General features: G+C 69.5%; 12 protein-coding genes and 1 pseudogene. 5 read left to right on the forward strand and 8 right to left on the reverse strand.

Annotated features, from left to right (window positions below):
* The 5 genes and pseudogenes from ACFPZ3_RS51800 to glgX form a co-directional block, all read right to left on the reverse strand.
* Window positions 1–614 (reverse strand): annotated as a pseudogene (locus tag ACFPZ3_RS51800) (hypothetical protein); the annotation flags it as partial.
* A gap of 739 nt (window positions 615–1,353) precedes the next feature.
* Window positions 1,354–3,063 (reverse strand): hypothetical protein, encoded by a 1,710-nt coding sequence (locus tag ACFPZ3_RS51805; RefSeq protein ID WP_379521832.1) that lies wholly within the window; start codon window positions 3,061–3,063, stop codon window positions 1,354–1,356.
* A gap of 146 nt (window positions 3,064–3,209) precedes the next feature.
* Entirely contained in the window at window positions 3,210–4,925 is a 1,716-nt protein-coding gene (gene treZ / locus ACFPZ3_RS51810) for a malto-oligosyltrehalose trehalohydrolase (protein ID WP_379521833.1), read from the reverse strand.
* Window positions 4,915–7,059, reverse strand: a complete 2,145-nt coding sequence (gene treY, locus ACFPZ3_RS51815; RefSeq protein ID WP_379521834.1) for a malto-oligosyltrehalose synthase — start codon at window positions 7,057–7,059, stop codon at window positions 4,915–4,917. Before treY ends, treZ begins: the two co-directional genes overlap by 11 nt.
* Entirely contained in the window at window positions 7,052–9,145 is a 2,094-nt protein-coding gene (gene glgX, locus ACFPZ3_RS51820) for a glycogen debranching protein GlgX (RefSeq protein WP_379521835.1), read from the reverse strand. The genes treY and glgX overlap by 8 nt, the downstream gene beginning before the upstream one ends.
* 281 nt (window positions 9,146–9,426) lie before the next feature.
* Here glgX and mscL point away from each other — a divergent pair, with 281 nt between their 5' ends.
* From mscL to pip, 3 genes are read left to right on the forward strand one after another with little or no spacing between them, the layout of a single operon-like run.
* Window positions 9,427–9,846, forward strand: a complete 420-nt coding sequence (mscL, locus tag ACFPZ3_RS51825) for a large conductance mechanosensitive channel protein MscL (RefSeq protein WP_379521836.1) — start codon at window positions 9,427–9,429, stop codon at window positions 9,844–9,846.
* 40 nt (window positions 9,847–9,886) lie between these two features.
* On the forward strand, window positions 9,887–10,468 hold the full coding sequence (locus ACFPZ3_RS51830) for a hypothetical protein (protein WP_379521837.1): 582 nt from the start codon (window positions 9,887–9,889) through the stop codon (window positions 10,466–10,468).
* Window positions 10,469–10,488: 20 nt separating this feature from the next.
* On the forward strand, window positions 10,489–11,460 hold the full coding sequence (gene pip, locus ACFPZ3_RS51835; protein WP_379521838.1) for a prolyl aminopeptidase: 972 nt from the start codon (window positions 10,489–10,491) through the stop codon (window positions 11,458–11,460).
* Here pip and ACFPZ3_RS51840 read toward each other — a convergent pair.
* Both ACFPZ3_RS51840 and ACFPZ3_RS51845 read right to left on the reverse strand, forming a co-directional pair.
* Entirely contained in the window at window positions 11,414–11,962 is a 549-nt protein-coding gene (locus ACFPZ3_RS51840) for a phosphatase PAP2 family protein (protein ID WP_379521839.1), read from the reverse strand. The genes pip and ACFPZ3_RS51840 overlap by 47 nt on opposite strands.
* Before the next feature lie 86 nt (window positions 11,963–12,048).
* Window positions 12,049–12,252 (reverse strand): hypothetical protein, encoded by a 204-nt coding sequence (locus tag ACFPZ3_RS51845; RefSeq protein WP_379521840.1) that lies wholly within the window; start codon window positions 12,250–12,252, stop codon window positions 12,049–12,051.
* Window positions 12,253–12,430: 178 nt separating this feature from the next.
* Here ACFPZ3_RS51845 and ACFPZ3_RS51850 point away from each other — a divergent pair, with 178 nt between their 5' ends.
* Both ACFPZ3_RS51850 and ACFPZ3_RS51855 read left to right on the forward strand, forming a co-directional pair.
* Complete coding sequence (locus ACFPZ3_RS51850; protein WP_379521841.1) at window positions 12,431–13,225, forward strand: universal stress protein; 795 nt, start codon at window positions 12,431–12,433, stop codon at window positions 13,223–13,225.
* Window positions 13,226–13,235: 10 nt separating this feature from the next.
* Window positions 13,236–15,293 (forward strand): sensor histidine kinase, encoded by a 2,058-nt coding sequence (locus ACFPZ3_RS51855; protein ID WP_379521842.1) that lies wholly within the window; start codon window positions 13,236–13,238, stop codon window positions 15,291–15,293.
* On the opposite strand, the gene ACFPZ3_RS51860 is transcribed toward ACFPZ3_RS51855, so the two are convergent.
* Entirely contained in the window at window positions 15,234–15,842 is a 609-nt protein-coding gene (locus tag ACFPZ3_RS51860) for a response regulator transcription factor (RefSeq protein WP_379521843.1), read from the reverse strand. The genes ACFPZ3_RS51855 and ACFPZ3_RS51860 overlap by 60 nt on opposite strands.
* Between the last annotated feature and the right edge of the window lie 81 nt (window positions 15,843–15,923).

Consider the following 15,923-nt stretch of genomic DNA (forward strand, 5'->3'; position numbering starts at 1 on the left):
ACTGTGCGCAGGAGGTTGGTCGCGCACAGGTTGTGGGCGCAGGCGGCGCCGTCCAAGGTGATCTCGGGGAGGGCGAAGCGGCGCAGGCCCCGCGAGGTGACGCGCAGGCAGTCGCATGCGCCCATGTCGGACGGGTCCCAGGGTGGGCAGGTGGCGGCGTCGTGGACCTGGACGTCCCAGGACAGCCAGTCGTCGTTGAGACGGAAAGTTGTGGGCTCGCCCGCGCATCGGCCGCACGTCAGGATGGTTGAGGCGGTCAGCGGGTCGATCAGCAGGCCGTCGCTTTCTCGCGCCAGTGCCCTCGCCGCGGCACGGGCTACCTGTGCGGTGGTGGGCAGTCTGTTCGGGGGTGCGGTGGTGGACACGATGATGTGTTGTTTCGTGCGGCGCAGGCGGCGTCTCTCGTCGTCTGTGAGGGCGGTGCCGATCGGTTTCCACGGGGTGGTGTGGTGGGCCACCGTCAGGGTGCCGTTGGCTGCCGAGCTGATCGCCGCCCTTCTGTACGGTCCGCCGACGCGCCAGGGCACGAACGACTCGACGTCGAACGGCACATGTTCCATGGCGACGATGAACAGGCAGGTCATGGTCGCCGGCAGAGGGAGGGTGATCTTCATGGGGAGAGGTGCCTCCGTGGGAAGGGTTGGATCGGGAGGCACTCAGGATCGGGGATGGGGGGTGGCTGGCGCGGAGTGGAACGGGATTCTGTGGACGAGGCCGTTCGGTGGGGGGATTGGCTGTGGAAAACCTGGCGATGGTGCCTTCTCGGGATCGCGCCCCGCCCCCACCACGGCACCTTGGGTCGCGCCCGGCACGCCACACACCTCGGGGGAGCCCCCACCCACCACGGCACCTCGGTGTCGCGTCTGATGCGCCCACGGCACCTCGGCGTCGCACCTGCCCGCCACAGCACCTCGGGGGTCGCGCCCCGCTTGCCACAGCACCTCGGGGGTAGCGACTGGCCCACCACGCCAACTCGGGAGTAGCGACTGGCCCGCCACAGCACCTCGGCGTCGCCCCTGCCCGCCACAGCACCTCGGGGATCGCACCCCGCCGGCCACAGCACCTCGGGGTCGCGGCTGGCCCACCACGCCAACTCGGGAGTAGCGACTGGCCCGCTACAGCATCTCGGCCTCGTGCCCGGCGCGGCCCGGTCGTCACGTCCGTGGGTGTCGCAGTGACGCAGGGCACGACCCGGCCTGGTCTCCCCTGGTCGATCAGGCGACCGGACACCTGATCATGCGGTTCACCCGGATCCGGCTACAGCGATCATGCGGTTCGCCCGGACCCGGCTACAGCGATCACGCGGTTCGCCCGGACCCGGCTACAGCGATCACGCGGTTCGCTCAGATCCGGTTACAGCTGGATGATGTTGTAGTAGTCGAGGCGGTCGACGGTCAGCTTCAGCTTGCCGTGCCGGCAGGAGAACGCCGGCGACTTCGACGGCGGGGAATCTGGTGAGACCAACGAGACGCGGCGCGGGCAGGAGCCCAGGTCTGCCTCCACGGTGAACCCCGACTGGGGCGTGATGCCCTGGTCGTAGTTGTGGTTGACGAGGTGGATGGAGCGCTTGCCGGTGCCGCGCTGCACGAGCAGGCTCGCCGCGACGCCGGCCACGCCGACCCGTACCACCTGGGTGCCGATCGTGTTGTCCTTGAAGATCGCGCGATGGTCCTTGTAGAAGCGGGTGTAGGTCGTGAAGAAGTCCATCATTCCGAGGTCCGTCGCGGTGGGGCTGCCGACTGTGTCCTTCAGGTGGAAGGCGGGGAAGATGCCGTTCGCGTACGCCTCGGCGCCGAAGATCTGCCAGTAGTCCTTCTTCTCCTGCGGCGGCAGGTTGAGGTAGTTGGTCATCATGTCGTTCGGCCAGTCGATGAACACGACGACCGGCACGTGGCCCGCGATCCGGGTGCTCTGCTCCTTCAGGTAGCGGTACTGCGACTGGAGCGACTTGGCGCCGTTGAGGTGGCCGTCGGTCACCGGCACGTAGTCGGCGCCGCGGAAGTCGGGTGTCTGCTCGTCCGGGTTCCACGGGTACATGCCGACGCTGTTGAAGTCCACGTACGGCCACAGCCCGTTCGAGGAGATGAGAATGCCGCGGTGCCGGGTGCGCCAGGCGTACGCCCGCAGTTCCTCGACGGTCTCCTTCCAGTACCGGCGGATGTAGGTGGCGGTGAACGACGTGTCCTCGGCGTACATGCGGTTGGCGACCACCCTGCCCCACTCGGCGGCGAGCGGGTTCGCCGCGTTCAGGGGGTCGAGGTTCCAGCCGCCGGCCCGCAGGTGATCGCGGTAGTTGAAATTGGCCGCCAGGTCGCCGGCCGGCACGTCGCGACGGAGGATGTTGTCGTCGGTCATGCCGAAGCGTGACTTCCAGTCCGCGGCGGTGAAGGCCGGATACTTCGCCAGCAGGTAGCGGTTGAAGTCGGCGATCGTGTAGTCGTCGAAGCCCTCGTTGCCGTTGAAGCCGTACTTCGACCCGCCGCTGAATCCGGCATTGATCTCGTCGAGGTTGAGCCCGTCGACGCCGCCGTCGATCTGGATGCGCGCCCAGGAGAGGAGGTACTCGCGGTACTTGGGGTTGAAGATGTTGCCCCGCCGCGCCGGCTCAGGAAAGCCGAACTCGTCATGAGGTACCGGATGGCCGTCCGCGTCGCGCGTGGACATGTCGTCGAAGATCTCGGTGGTGGCGAAGTCCTTCGGGAAGATCACGCTCGCCGTGCCGCTGCCCATGAAGGTGATGCCCTTGGCGTGGTAGCGGTCGATCTGCGCGAAGTTGTAGTCGGCCGCCTCGTCGCCCGCCGTGGACCACTTCCCGATCGCGCGGATGGTGGTGTCCGGGTCGAGCTCGTAGACCTGCGGGTCCTCCTCGTGCACGTCCGACTGGCTGAACGCGTACACGACGAAGTCTCCCGCCCTGGGAGAGCTCCCGGGGGCGCCGGCTGCCCAGCCCGCAGGCCCTGTCACCACGGCGGGTGACGCGCCTGCGGCCGGCTGTCCCGACGCCACGAGCGCCAGCGCCACGATGCCCGCTGACCAGCGCAATAACCCAGATCGCCGTGGCATCATGTCCCCTTGGGAGCTTCGGCGCTGCTCATCGGCAGATTTTCGACAGCATATGCGGGCCGTGGTCCACCGTCTACGAACGTTTCAGGCCGCTCACGGGGCGGGCCGGCCAACAAGATCCATCTGTCGGCCGGGCCGCGATGCCGTCACTTCCGTGTGGATCGGCTGATCACCAGGGACTGGGCGGGCATCCGCAGCCCCTCCTCGCCCATGACCACCGGATCGTCCGAGGCCAGCAGCACCGTCCCGGGCGTCAGTGGCAACGTCACCGACTCCAGGGAGAAGTTCGCCGTGACCGCCAGCGCCCCCCGCCACATCAGCAGCCACTTCCCCAGCGGATCGACCTCCACCCGCACCCGGTCAAGGCGCGGGTCCGACAGTTCTGGCAGGGCCTTGCGGAGGGCGATCAGGTCGCGGTACCAGCACAGCAGCGACCAGTGCGCCTCCTCCTTCACCTCGCTCCAGTCCAGCTTGGAGCGCAGGAAGGTCTCCTCATCCGAAGGGTTCGGCGCCTCCCACACGTACCCGAACCCGTCGAACTCCCGCTCCCTGCGCGTCCCCTCGCTCTCCCGTAGCTCCGGCTCCACATGATCGGAGAAGAAGAAGAACGGGGTGTGCGTCCCCCACTCCTCCCCCATGAACAACATCGGCGTGAACGGCGAGGTCAGGAGCAGGCCGGCGCCCAGCTTGAGTGCCGGGATCGGCAGGCGGTCGCCGACCGGCCGGTTGCCGATCTGGTCGTGGTTCTGCAGGCAGGCCACCAGCCGGTGCCCCGGCACGCCCGCGAAGGACTGGCCGTGCGCGCGGGCGCGGAAGTTGGAGTAGCTCCCGTCGTGCACGACCCCCTGCGTCAGCACCTTGGCCAAGGCCGAGAGCTGGGCGAAGTCCTCGTAGTAGCCGTGGCTCTCGCCGCTGACCGCGCAGTGCAGGGCATGGTGGACGTCGTCGTTCCACTGCGCCGTCATGCCGAGCCCGCCGGCGTCGACGGAGCGCACCATGCGCGGGTCGTTGAGGTCGGACTCGGCGATCAGCGACAGCGGGCGGCCGACGAAGCACGCCAGCGCGTCCACTTCCTCCGACAGCTCGGCCAGCAGGTGTTTGGCGCGTTTGTCGTGCAGCGCGTGTACGGCGTCGAGCCGCAGCCCGTCGATGTGGAAGTCGCGCAACCACTGCAGCGCGTTGCCGATGAAGTAACGCCGTACCTCGTCGGACTCGGGCCCGTCCAGGTTGACCGCTTCGCCCCAGTAGCTGCCGTCAAATCCGGAGAAGTACGGGCCGAACGGCCGCAGGAAGTTTCCCGAAGGACCGAGATGGTTGTAGACCACGTCGAGAATGACCCCGATCCCGGCCCGATGGCAGGCGTCCACGAACGACTTGAGCCCGTCGGGACCCCCGTACGTCTCGTTCACGGCGTAGAGATCCACGCCGTCGTACCCCCAGTTACGCCCGCCCGGCACGGGGACGACCGGCATGACCTCCACGAAGTCCACGCAGAGCTCCACCAGGTGGGGCAGCTTCTCGATGGCCGCCGCGAACGTCCCCTCCGCCGTGAACGTCCCCACGTGCAGCTCGTAGATCACTCCACCGCGCAGGTCGCGGCCCTTCCAGTCGTGGTCGGACCAGGTGAAATGGGCGTGGTCGTACACCATGCTCTGCCCGAACACCCCCTCGGGCTGCCGCCGCGTCCGCGGGTCGGGGTAGGGCCCGTCGCCGTCCACCGCGAAGGCGTACGGGGTGCCGTGTTCAGCTCCCTCCACCTCCGCCGACCACCACCCCCTCTCCCCCGGCGACATCGCCCGGCGCCCGCCCAGGGCGTACAGTTCGACCGCTGTGGCCTTCGGTGCCCAGACCTCAAAGATCATGTCTCTCCAGGAGTGAGACCGGATACTGACCGAGCAAATGAGCGAGCGGGATCCGCCCGGTGAAGAGGTTGCCGGTGAGCAGGTCCCGCCAGGTGCCCGAGGGCAGCGCCAAGGTGGTGGCGACCCATCCCGTCGCGGCCAGGCGCACCGGCAGCCGGGTGGCGACGACGACCGCCCGCGGGTCGGCCTCGGGTTCCGCGGTGCCGCGCGCGAAGGCGATCACGTGTTCCGCGCGGTCGCCCTCCGCCCGCAGGGGCACGTACGCCGCGGCGCCGCCCAGCCGGCGGCGCAGGCGCAGGGCCTGGGTGGTGACCAGGAGTTTGGTCGCGTCCCATGAGGTCTCCGGCTTGCATGGGTAGGTGACGGGCCGCCGGTTGTCGGGGTCCACCAGGGAGAAGTCCGTCGTCTCGTTGCCCTGGTACACATCCGGCACCCCCGGCATCATCAACTGCACCAGCTTGGCCCCGAGGGAGTTGGACATGGCGTACGGGTCGATGCGTTCGGTGAAGCCGCCGACCGGCAGGCGTACGGCGGCCTCGGCGAAGGCGCGGAGCCGGCGCTCGTAGGAAGGATCGGGGTTGAGCCAGGAGATGGCGGTCTTGGCCTCGCGGGCGGCCTTGAGGAGGTAGTCGGTGAAACGTTCGGCGGAGATCGGCCAGGCGGCCATGAGGTTCTGCCAGGCCAGATAGTCGAGGTGCGGGTCGAAGCTCACCTGGGCCGACCACTCGGCCACCGCCGCCGCCCACTCCCCCGGGATCTCCGACAGGACCGACAACCGGGCCCGGACGTCCTCGGATCGTTTGGTGTCGTGGGTGGAGAGCGTGGTCATCGTGTACGGGGACATCTCCGTACAGAAGTCGTGAAACTCCTCCACCGGCACCCCGAACACGTCCGGCTCCCCGCCCACCTCGTTCAGGCAGGCCAGCGGGAACCAGCGGTAGAGCGCAGTGTCCTCGACGCCCTTGGCCATGACCGGGCCGCACGCCTGCTGGAAGCGCACGATCGACTCGGCGGAGCCGGACAGGACCTCGCGGACCAGCGGCTGGACGGCGGGCGAGCAGGACTCGGCGGCCATTTCCACGATCTCGGCCGACTCGGGCGGCGGCGGCTGGCCGGGCACCACGTACGCGCGATAGACCGGCATCGCGGCGAGCAGCTCGCGTACGGCGGCGGGGTCGCAGGAGGCGGCCCTGGCCAGCCGGTTCACCTCGGACCCGAAGAACAGGTCGAGGACCTCGCGCTTGGCCTGGGCCATCACCGGCCGGTAGTCGGACGGCTGCCCCGTCAGGTCCGTAAATATCTGGATCAGGGGTGCCTTGCCGGTGGGATCGACGAACAGGCCGTTGACCCGGTTGAGCACGTCGTAACCCGAGGTGCCGTCGCACGCCCAGTCGCCGGGCAGGCGCTCGGGACCGATGAGGATCTTCTCGACGACCGTCCACGCGCTGCCCGCCCGCCGGCGCAACCGTTCGAGGTAGCCGCGCGGATCGGCGAGCCCGTCGGGGTGATCGACGCGCAGCCCGTCCACGAGCCCCTCGTCGAGCAGCCAGAAGATCACCTCGTGCGTGGCGAAGAGCACGGACGGGTCCTCGACCCGCAGCCCGATCAGCGTCGACACGTCGAAGAAGCGCCGGTAGCCGGGCCCCTCGCGCCAGTCGACCAGCCGGTAGTGCCCGGGATGGGGGAAGGCGTGCTCGTGGTAGCGCAGCACGTCGCCGTCCACGACGGGCTCAGTGTCGTCGCCCAGCACGGGCAGTGCGACCTTCCCGTCCACCCAGTCGATGTCGAACCACCGCGCGTACGGCGACTCGGGCCCCTCCTTGAGCACCGACCAGAACTGGGCGTTCACCGTGTTCATGTGGTTCGGCACGATGTCCACCACGATGCCCAGGTCCTGGGCGGCGAGCTGCTGCGCCATCTCCCTGAACCCCGTCGCCCCGCCGAACTCCTCCCTGATCCTGGAGTGGTCGGTGACGTCGTAGCCGTGCCGCGACTCGGGCGTGGACTGCAGGATGGGCGAGAGGTAGACGTGGCTCACGCCGAGGTCGCGCAGGTAGCCGGCGATCTCGGCGACCTGGGCGAAGCCGAAGTCGGGAGTGAGCTGCACCCGGTAGGTGGAGGTGGGTCTAGACACGGCGCAGCACCCGCACGCTGCGGCCCGGGACCGCGATGGAGTCGCCCGCCTTCACCATCCGCGCGTCGAGCCTGATCGGCATGGCCGTGTCGATCTCGGTCTGCCACATCTCGCCGTAGTCCTTGTGGATGGTGAACTTGATCGTGTCGTGGTGGGCGTTGAACAGCAGCAGGAACGAGTCGTCCCTGATCGGCCGGCCGCGACGGTCGGGCTCGGTGATGGCGTCGCCGTTGAGGAAGACGGCCAGCGACTTCGCGTACCCGACGTGCCAGTCGCTGTCGGTCATCTCCTCCCCTGACGGGGTGAGCCACGCGATGTCGCTCAACCCGCGCACCGGTTTGCCATAGAAGAATCTCCTTCGCCGAAAAACGGGATGTTTCTTCCTGAGCTCGGCCAGGCTCTGGGTGAACTCCAGCAGCAGCCAGTTCTCCCTGACGTCCGACCAGTCCACCCAGGTCAGGTCGGTGTCCTGGCAGTAGCCGTTGTTGTTGCCCCGTTGAGTGCGCCCCAGCTCATCGCCGTGCGAGAGCATCGGCACGCCCTGCGACAGGAACAACGTGGTGAGGAAGTTGCGTTTCTGCTGCTCGCGCAGCGACTCGACGGCGATGCCCGCCGGACCCTCCTCGCCGCAGTTCCAGGACCTGTTGTCGTCGGTGCCGTCGCGGTTGCCCTCTTTGTTCGCCTCGTTGTGCTTGTTGTCGTACGAGACCAGATCCTGCAGCGTGAACCCGTCGTGGCAGGTCACGAAGTTGATCGAGGCGGCCGGGCGGCGGCTGTCGTCCTGGTAGAGGTCGCTCGACCCGGTGAACCTGGACCCGAACTCGGGCAGCGTGGCCGCCTGCCCCCGCCACAGGTCGCGGATCGTGTCGCGGTAGCGCCCGTTCCACTCCGTCCACCGAGAGGGGAAGTTTCCGACCTGGTATCCGCCAGGCCCCACGTCCCACGGCTCGGCGATCAGCTTGACCTGCGACAACACCGGGTCCTGCTGCACCAGGTCGAAGAACGAGCTCAGCCGGTCCACCTCGTGCAGCTCCCGCGCCAGTGTGGAGGCCAGGTCGAACCGGAACCCGTCCACGTGCATCTCGATGACCCAGTAGCGGAGCGAGTCCATGATCATCTGCAGGACGTGCGGCGAGCGCATGAGCAGGCTGTTGCCCGTGCCCGTGGTGTCCACGTAGTAGCGCTTGTCGTTCTGGACCAGCCGGTAGTAGTCGGGATTGTCGATCCCCCTGAACCCCAGCGTCGGCCCGAGATGGTTGCCCTCGGCGGTGTGGTTGTAGACGACGTCCAGGATGACCTCGATGCCCGCCTCGTGCAGCCCCCTGACCATGGCCTTGAACTCCAGCACCTGCCCCCCGCGCTGCCCCTGGCTGGAGTAGCGGTTGTGCGGCGCGAAGAACCCGATCGAGTTGTAGCCCCAGTAGTTGGACAGCCCGCGCTGCTCCAGGATGTGGTCGGTGACGAACTGGTGCACCGGCATCAGCTCCAGCGCCGTCACGCCGAGCTTGGTGAGGTGGTCGAGGATCTCGGGGTGGTGCAGGGCCGCATATGTGCCGCGCAGGTGCCGGGGGATCTTCGGGTGACTGATGCTCAGCCCCCGGACGTGCGCCTCGTAGATCACGGTGTCGTGGTACGGGGTCGCCGGCGGCCGGTCGTGCCCCCAGCCGAAGAACGGGTTGATCACGATCGAGCGCGGCACGTAGGGGGCCGAGTCACGGTCGTTCCTGGTGTCCGGCTGGCCGAAGCGGTAGCCGTAGACGGCCTCGTTCCAGTCCACCCCGCCCTCGATGGCCATCGCGTACGGGTCCAGCAGCAGCTTCGCCTGGTTGCAGCGCAGCCCGCGCGCCGGATCGTAGGGCCCGTGGACGCGGTAGCCGTAGCGTTGCCCCGGCCCGATCCCCGGCAGGTAGCCGTGCCAGATGAACCCGTCCACCTCGGCCAGCGGCACCCGCGCCTCGACGTTGTCCTCGTCGAACAGGCACAACTCAACCTTGTCCGCGACCTCGGTGTAGAGCGAGAAGTTCGTGCCGGCGCCGTCGTAGGTCGCCCCGAGCGGATAGGGGTCTCCCGGCCAGATCTCGATCATCGAGGCTCCCTTGCGGTCTCTCCCCATGTTCCGTTCCCCCGCTCCCCTCGACAACCCCGGTCATCACTGATCACCATGTTCCTTCCCACACTGAGCCCGTGGTTACTCCGACCGAGGTCAAGGGGGTGAGCCGCCCTCGGCGGCGCGGTGCCGGAGGCGGCTCACGACTTCAGCATCCTCCGGCGGGCGTCCCGGAGCGACCCCGTGGCGACACGCCCGGCCCCCGGTCAGGTCGGCCGGGCCAGGTTTCGAACCGCCGTCCGGGGCAATGAGCCGGTCCCATGGGCGGTTTCAAACAGTTCTTACTGCGCGGCAACATCGTCGAACTGGCCGTGGCGGTGATCGTCGGGGCCACGTTCAGCGGACTCGTACAGGCGCTCGTCACCGACCTGGTCACGCCGCTGATCGGCGCGGTGACGGGCGGACGTCAGCCGGACTTCGCCGACTACTACTTCACGATCAACGGCAGCCGCTTCCAGTACGGCGACTTCCTCAACCACCTGCTCACCTTCCTCATCATCGCGGCCGTCGTCTACTGGCTGGTCGTGGCCCCGATGACCCGTTTGATCAGCCTGTTCGACCGGAACAAGGCGGCCGTCACCAAGCAGTGCCCCGAGTGCCTGTCCGACATCCCCGTCGAGGCTCGCCGCTGCGCGAACTGCACGGTCGAACTGGTGCCGGATTCGGAAAAACCCAGGTAGTGACCACGCGGCGGTGAGGCGGGTCCGTCAAGATGGACCGATGAGCGTTGAGTTGATGGTCTGGGACGAGCCGGTGCCGATCAGCAGGGACCAGGCGCGTGCGACGTACCTGGCGGTCAAGCGGACCGAGCCCGGCGACGGCCCCGCACCCGACGTCGCCAAGGAGTTGCCCGGGGAGGTCACGTTCTACCGGGCCGACCGTGAACACGTGCTGGTGAAAATGGACCTCGACACGATGGACGAGGTGTCCGCGCAGGTGTTCACGGTCGCGCAGGCGCACGGCCTGGTCTGCTACGACCCTCAGCGCGACCTGGTGCACAACGTGGCGCCGCTCGGGGTCTACGAGGGCATGCAACTGCACACGGGCGACGGCATGATCGTCAGCGACCCCGATCTCGGGCTGGTCCACGACGTGCTGGGCACGCTGTCGCCGCAGAACCCGTTCGTGGCCCTGGTGAACTTCGGGCGGCACTTCCTGCAGGTCTCCCCGGGGTTCGAGCTGGAGTACAAGGAGAGCACGCTCATCCAGGCGACGGTCCCGGAGCTGGCGGAGGTGCGGCAGGCGTTCAACGAGTACGCCACGGGGGACCGCTCGTTCCTCACCCGGCACGAATGGTCGTAGATGCGGGAGGATCAGGGCCTATGAGAGAGCTATACCCGCCGATCGACCCGTACGACTCCGGCCTGCTCGACGTGGGCGACGGCAACCAGATCTACTACGAGGTCTGCGGCAACCCCCACGGCAAGCCCGCCGTGATGCTCCACGGAGGCCCGGGAGGCGGCTGCAGCGCCAAGCACCGCCGCCAGTGGAACCCCGAGCTCTACCGCATCGTCCTGCTCGACCAGCGCAACTGCGGCCGAAGCCGGCCGCACGCCTCCGACCCGGCCACCGACCTGAGCTCCAACACCACCTGGAACCTGGTGGCCGACCTGGAGCGGCTGCGCGAGCACCTCGGCATCGACAGGTGGCAGGTGTTCGGGGGCTCGTGGGGCAGCGCGCTGGCGCTGGCGTACGCGCAGACGCATCCCGGCAGGACGAGCGAGCTGGTGCTGCGCGGGATCTTCACGCTGCGGCCCCAGGAGCTGCGCTGGTTCTACCAGGAGGGCGCCGGTTACCTCTACCCCGACCTGTGGGAGCGCCTCGTGGCGCCGATCCCGGAAGAGGAGCGGAGCGATGTGATCGCCGCCTTCAGGAAGCGCCTGGAGGGGTCTGACGACGGCGAACGGATCGCGGCGGCGCGGGCGTGGTCGATGTGGGAAGGGGGGACGGTCACGCTGCGGCCCGACCCGGCGCTGATCGAGGAGTTCGGCGAGGAGAAGATGGCGGTCGCCTTCGCCAGGATCGAGAACCACTACTTCACCCACGGCGGCTGGTTCGAGCCCGACCAGCTCATCAGGGACGTCGGCAAGATCAGGCACATCCCCGGCGTGATCGTGCACGGCCGCCACGACCCCTGCACCCCGCTGGCCACGGCCTGGGACCTGCACAAGGCATGGCCCGAGGCCGAGCTGCACATCGTCGACGACGCCGCGCACGCCTACTCCGAGCCCGGCATCCTCGACCGTCTCATCGCGGCGACAGACGCATTCTCAGGAGCCGTACCGCAGGGGTGACGGCGCCCACCGCGAGCAGCGCGAACAGCGGTGCGAGCACCAGGCCCAGCAGGAAGCCCCCGGCCACGTCGTGCGGGTAGTGCACGCCGACGAACACCCGCGAGAACGACATGACCACCGCGAGCGGGAACACCCCCCACGCCAGGGCCCGCCAGGCCAGGACGAGGGTGGCGGCCGCGCCGGCCGCGATCACGGAGTGGTTGCTGGGAAAGGACCAGTCGGCCGGTGGCGGGCACGCGGCGATCGTCGTGATCCCGCCCCGGCACGGCCGGTCCTCCCTGACGAACACCTTGACGACCTCGCTCACCACGTACGCGAGCACGATCCCCGCGGGACCCGCGATCACGAGGGCCAGCTCACGCGCCGGCCCTCGCCACGCTCGCAGTGCGGCCACCACGAACAGCGCCGCGAAGAGGAATAACCCGGCGTCCGTGCCGACCTCGGCGAGCGTGTGGAGCCACCCGGGGGTGGTGAGGGAGAAGTCGACGATGTCCTGGTACACGCGTGTCCAATCCGTGAACGGGCAATGGACACGACCTTACGAACTGAAGCGGTCGAATGCCTCAACCGAAAGGCGGAAAGGCGGAATCAGGACAGGAACTGGCGCATCAGGGCAGCCTGCTTCATCTCCAGCTCGGCCTGGGTGATCAGCCCTCGATCGAACGCCTCTGTGGTGGCGTCGCGCTCGGCGACGTAGTAGGCGGCCATGATCTCGCTGCGCAGCGGGGTGAACCCGCGCTCCACGCAGTCGGAGAAGATGCTGACCTTCTGCTCCACGGCGTCCGCGGTCACGGTGCAGGCCAGATCGTGATCTTTGAGCTGCTGAACCGCTTCACGAAGGGTGACTTGGCCGAGGGACCCGTTGAAACGGGTATCAAGGGTTATCTTCACGTTCTTTACGCCTCCGTACGTTTACAACGTTCGGGTCAAGACCGCGTATTCCCAGCTCAACCGGGGTAAGAGGGCTGTCGTGATCGGTGCTCACGTGATCGTCGGCTACACGAACGACGCCGGCGGGCGAGACGCTCTGACCCTCGGCGACGCGATCACCCGCGTCACCGGCGGAGAGCTCACGATCGCCACGATCTACCCGCCGGGCAGCCCAGGGCTGGCGGTCGAGGCGCAGGCCAACCTGGCGCACGCGGCCGAGGAACTGGGGCCGGTGGCGGCCGAATACATCACGTTCGAGAGCAGGGGCTCAGGGCGGGGGTTGTCGGTGCTGGCCAGCCGGATCAGGGCCGACCTGATCGTGGTCGGCTCGGCGGACGGCGGGCAGCCCGGCCGGATCGCGATCGGCGCCACCTCCGACCACCTGCTGCACCTGTCGTCCGAGGCGGTCATGCTGGCGCCCGCCGGTTACCGGCCGCCGGCCGATCCCGCCCGCCTCACGCTGGCCTACGTGCATCGGCCGCAGTGCGACGAGGCGGTCGGGCAGGTGGCGCAGGCGGCGCTGCGGCTGGGCGTGCCGCTCCGGCTGATCACCCTCGACCTGCGCACGGACGACCAGGGCAGGCTCAGGGACGACCTCGCGCTGGCCGTCCGGCTGGCGTGGGAGACGACCGGGATCGAGGCGGAGTCGGAGGTGGCCGAGGGCCACGACGTGGCCGCCGCGATGGAGGACGTCGAGTGGCTGGAGGGCGAGTTGCTGGTGTGCGCGGCCAGCGAGGACGCGCAGCCGCACCGGGTGTTCCTCGGCGAGCTGGCCATGAAGGTGCTGCGGGCCGCCGCCTGCCCTGTCACCGTGCTGCCGCGGGGGTTCTCCTAGGCTGCGGGGTGTGTTCCTGGCTCGTGTGATCGTGGTGGCGGTGCTGGCCGCCCTGTCCGGTGTGTACGTCCTGGCGGGGGCCGCGGGAGCGGTCCTCGTCTTCGCCGTGCAATGCCTCTACACCCTCTGGTCCAGAGCCTGGTGGCTGCTGGCGGCGCAGGCCGTGCTGGTCTACTGGGTGACCCTGGGGGCCGGGTCGTCCGTGGTGGTGCTGGGTTTCCTGGCGGGCTCGCTGCTGGTGACCCGGTGGTGGGCGCTGGCGCCAGGGGTGGTGTTCAGCGCGGTCGTGATCGCGTACGCGCGGGGCGGCGACGTGCTCACGACGCTCGACCTGACGATCACCACGGTGCTGATGACGTTGGTCGTGCCCGGTCTCATCCGGCTGGTCGAGCGGGTGGACGAGTTGCACGCCACCCGCCTGGCGCTGGCCGCTGCGGCGGTGGGCGACGAGCGGCTGCGCATCGCGGCCGAGCTCAGCGACGGCCTCGGGCGCGGCCTGGCGACGATCATCGACGGCGTACGCAGGGCCGCCGACCTGGGCGAGGTGGTGGACACGGCACGGCGGTCGCTGGCGGAGGCCAGGTCGGCGGCGGCGGGCTACCGGGCGATGTCCCTGGGCCCCGAGCTGACCACGGCCACGTCCATGCTGGCGGCGGCGGAGGTGAGCGTGGAGGTGCGGCAGGGGCACGCGGAGCCGCTGGGCCCGGCGGGGGCGTTGCTCGCGACCGTGCTGCGGGAGGCCGTCACCGACGTCGTACGCCGCGGCGCCGCCCGTACGTGCGTGATCGAGACCACCGAACAGGCGGGAACGGTGACCCTGCGCGTCACCGACGACGGACGCCGCACCGCCGAGGACGACGACCTGGCCGAGCTCGCCGCCCAGGTCAGGGCGGCGGGCGGCCGGCTCGGGAGCGAACTGTCCGGCCAGGGCCGGCACACCGTCGAGGCCGCGCTCCCGGCGCCGCAACGCCTGGAGGAGCGCGCGCCCGCCGACGTGTCGGTGTTGCTGCTGACCGCCGTGCTGGTGGTGTTCAGCGTCAAGGCGCTGCTCCAGATCCCGGCGCACCTGCTGCTGCCCGCCGCCGCGATGCTGGCCGCGATCGTGGTCATGCAGCTCAGGTCCGTCACCGGCCGCCCCATGGCGGGGCTGGCGGTGATGGCCGTGCTCACGTACGCGCCGATCCCGCTGTTCGGCCCGATCTGGCTGGGCGCGAGCGGCTTCCTGGCCGGGCCGGTGCTGCTGGCCTTCCGCCCGCGTACGGCCTGGCCGCTGGTCGCCGCCATCGTGGCCGCCACGGGCGTCATCGCCGCCCGCTACGGCCTGCCACTCCCCCAGGGCGCGAACGTGACCGCGAGCACGCTCGTCACCAGCCTGGTGATCTACAGCCTGCTGCGCCTGGCCAGGATCGCCAAGGAGCTCCAGGCCGCCAGGGAGGACCTCGCCCGTTCCGCCGTCGTGGAGGAGCGCCTGCGGGCCGCCCGTGACCTGCACGACCTGCTCGGCCACAGCCTGGCCGCGATCCTGCTCAAGTGCGAGCTGGCCCGCCGCCTCCCGCAGGAGCGGGCGCGGACCGAGCTGGCGGACGTGCTGGAGATGGCCGAACGCGCCCGGCAGGACCTGCGCTCGGTCTCCGGCGAACACCGCGACCTCTCCCTCGCCGCCGAGGCCGAGTCGGCCGCGTCGATCCTGCGCGCGGCCCGCGTGGAGGTCACCGCCGACCTGGCCCACCCGCCGCTGCCGCCCGAGGTCGAGACCGTGCTCAGCGCCGTCCTGCGCGAGGCGGTGACGAACGTCCTGCGCCACAGCACCGCCCGCCGCTGCGCGATCGAGACCGCCGCCGACGACGGCCTGGTGACCCTGTCGGTACGCAACGACGGCGCCCGCCCGGCCGAGGCCCGCCGCGGCTCGTCGGGACTGGGCAACCTGACCACCCGCATGAACGCCCTGAACGGCCGCCTGACCACGGGCGTCGAGGACGGCTGGTTCCGGCTCGACGCCGCCGTCCACCTAGATCCAGCCGGACTCACCGGCGATGCGAACGGCGTCGGTACGGTTACGCGCGTTTAGCTTGGCCACGATGGCCGTCAGGTAGTTCCGCACCGTCCCCGGCGTCAGGTACAGCTCCCTGGCGATCTCGGGGGCGTCCGCGCCACCCGCCACCAGCCGCAGCACGTCGGCCTCGCGCGGGGTGAGCGGGTTGTCGGCCAGGTCCCAGGCCGTGACCGCCAGCGCCTTGTCCAGCACCCGGTTCCCCTGGGCCACCTCGCGGATCGCGCTCACCAGCTCCTCCGGCGGAGCCGTCTTCAGCATGAACCCGCCCACCCGCGCCGCCAGCGCCCGCTTGAGGTGCGCCGGCTTGCCGTACCCGGTGAGCATGAGCGTGCGGCACGACGGGACGCGGAGGTGGATGCGCGCGGCGGCCTCCAGCCCGTCCAGTTCGCCGGGCATGTCGATGTCCAGGACGGCCACGTCGGGCAGCTCCACGGCGGCCGAGTCGACGGCCGCCGCCCCGGACTCGACGGCGGCGACGACCTGCAGGTCCGGCTCCAGGTCCAGCAGGGCCGCCAGGGCGCCTCTGATGACCGCCTGGTCCTCGGCGAGAAGTACGCGAATCACGCATACATTGTCCACCAGTGTCCGGATCATGATGACGTCATGGGTGACGGGTGACGGGGTGTCTGGGCCGCGTACGCGCTG

Source organism: Nonomuraea insulae (assembly GCF_042656245.1).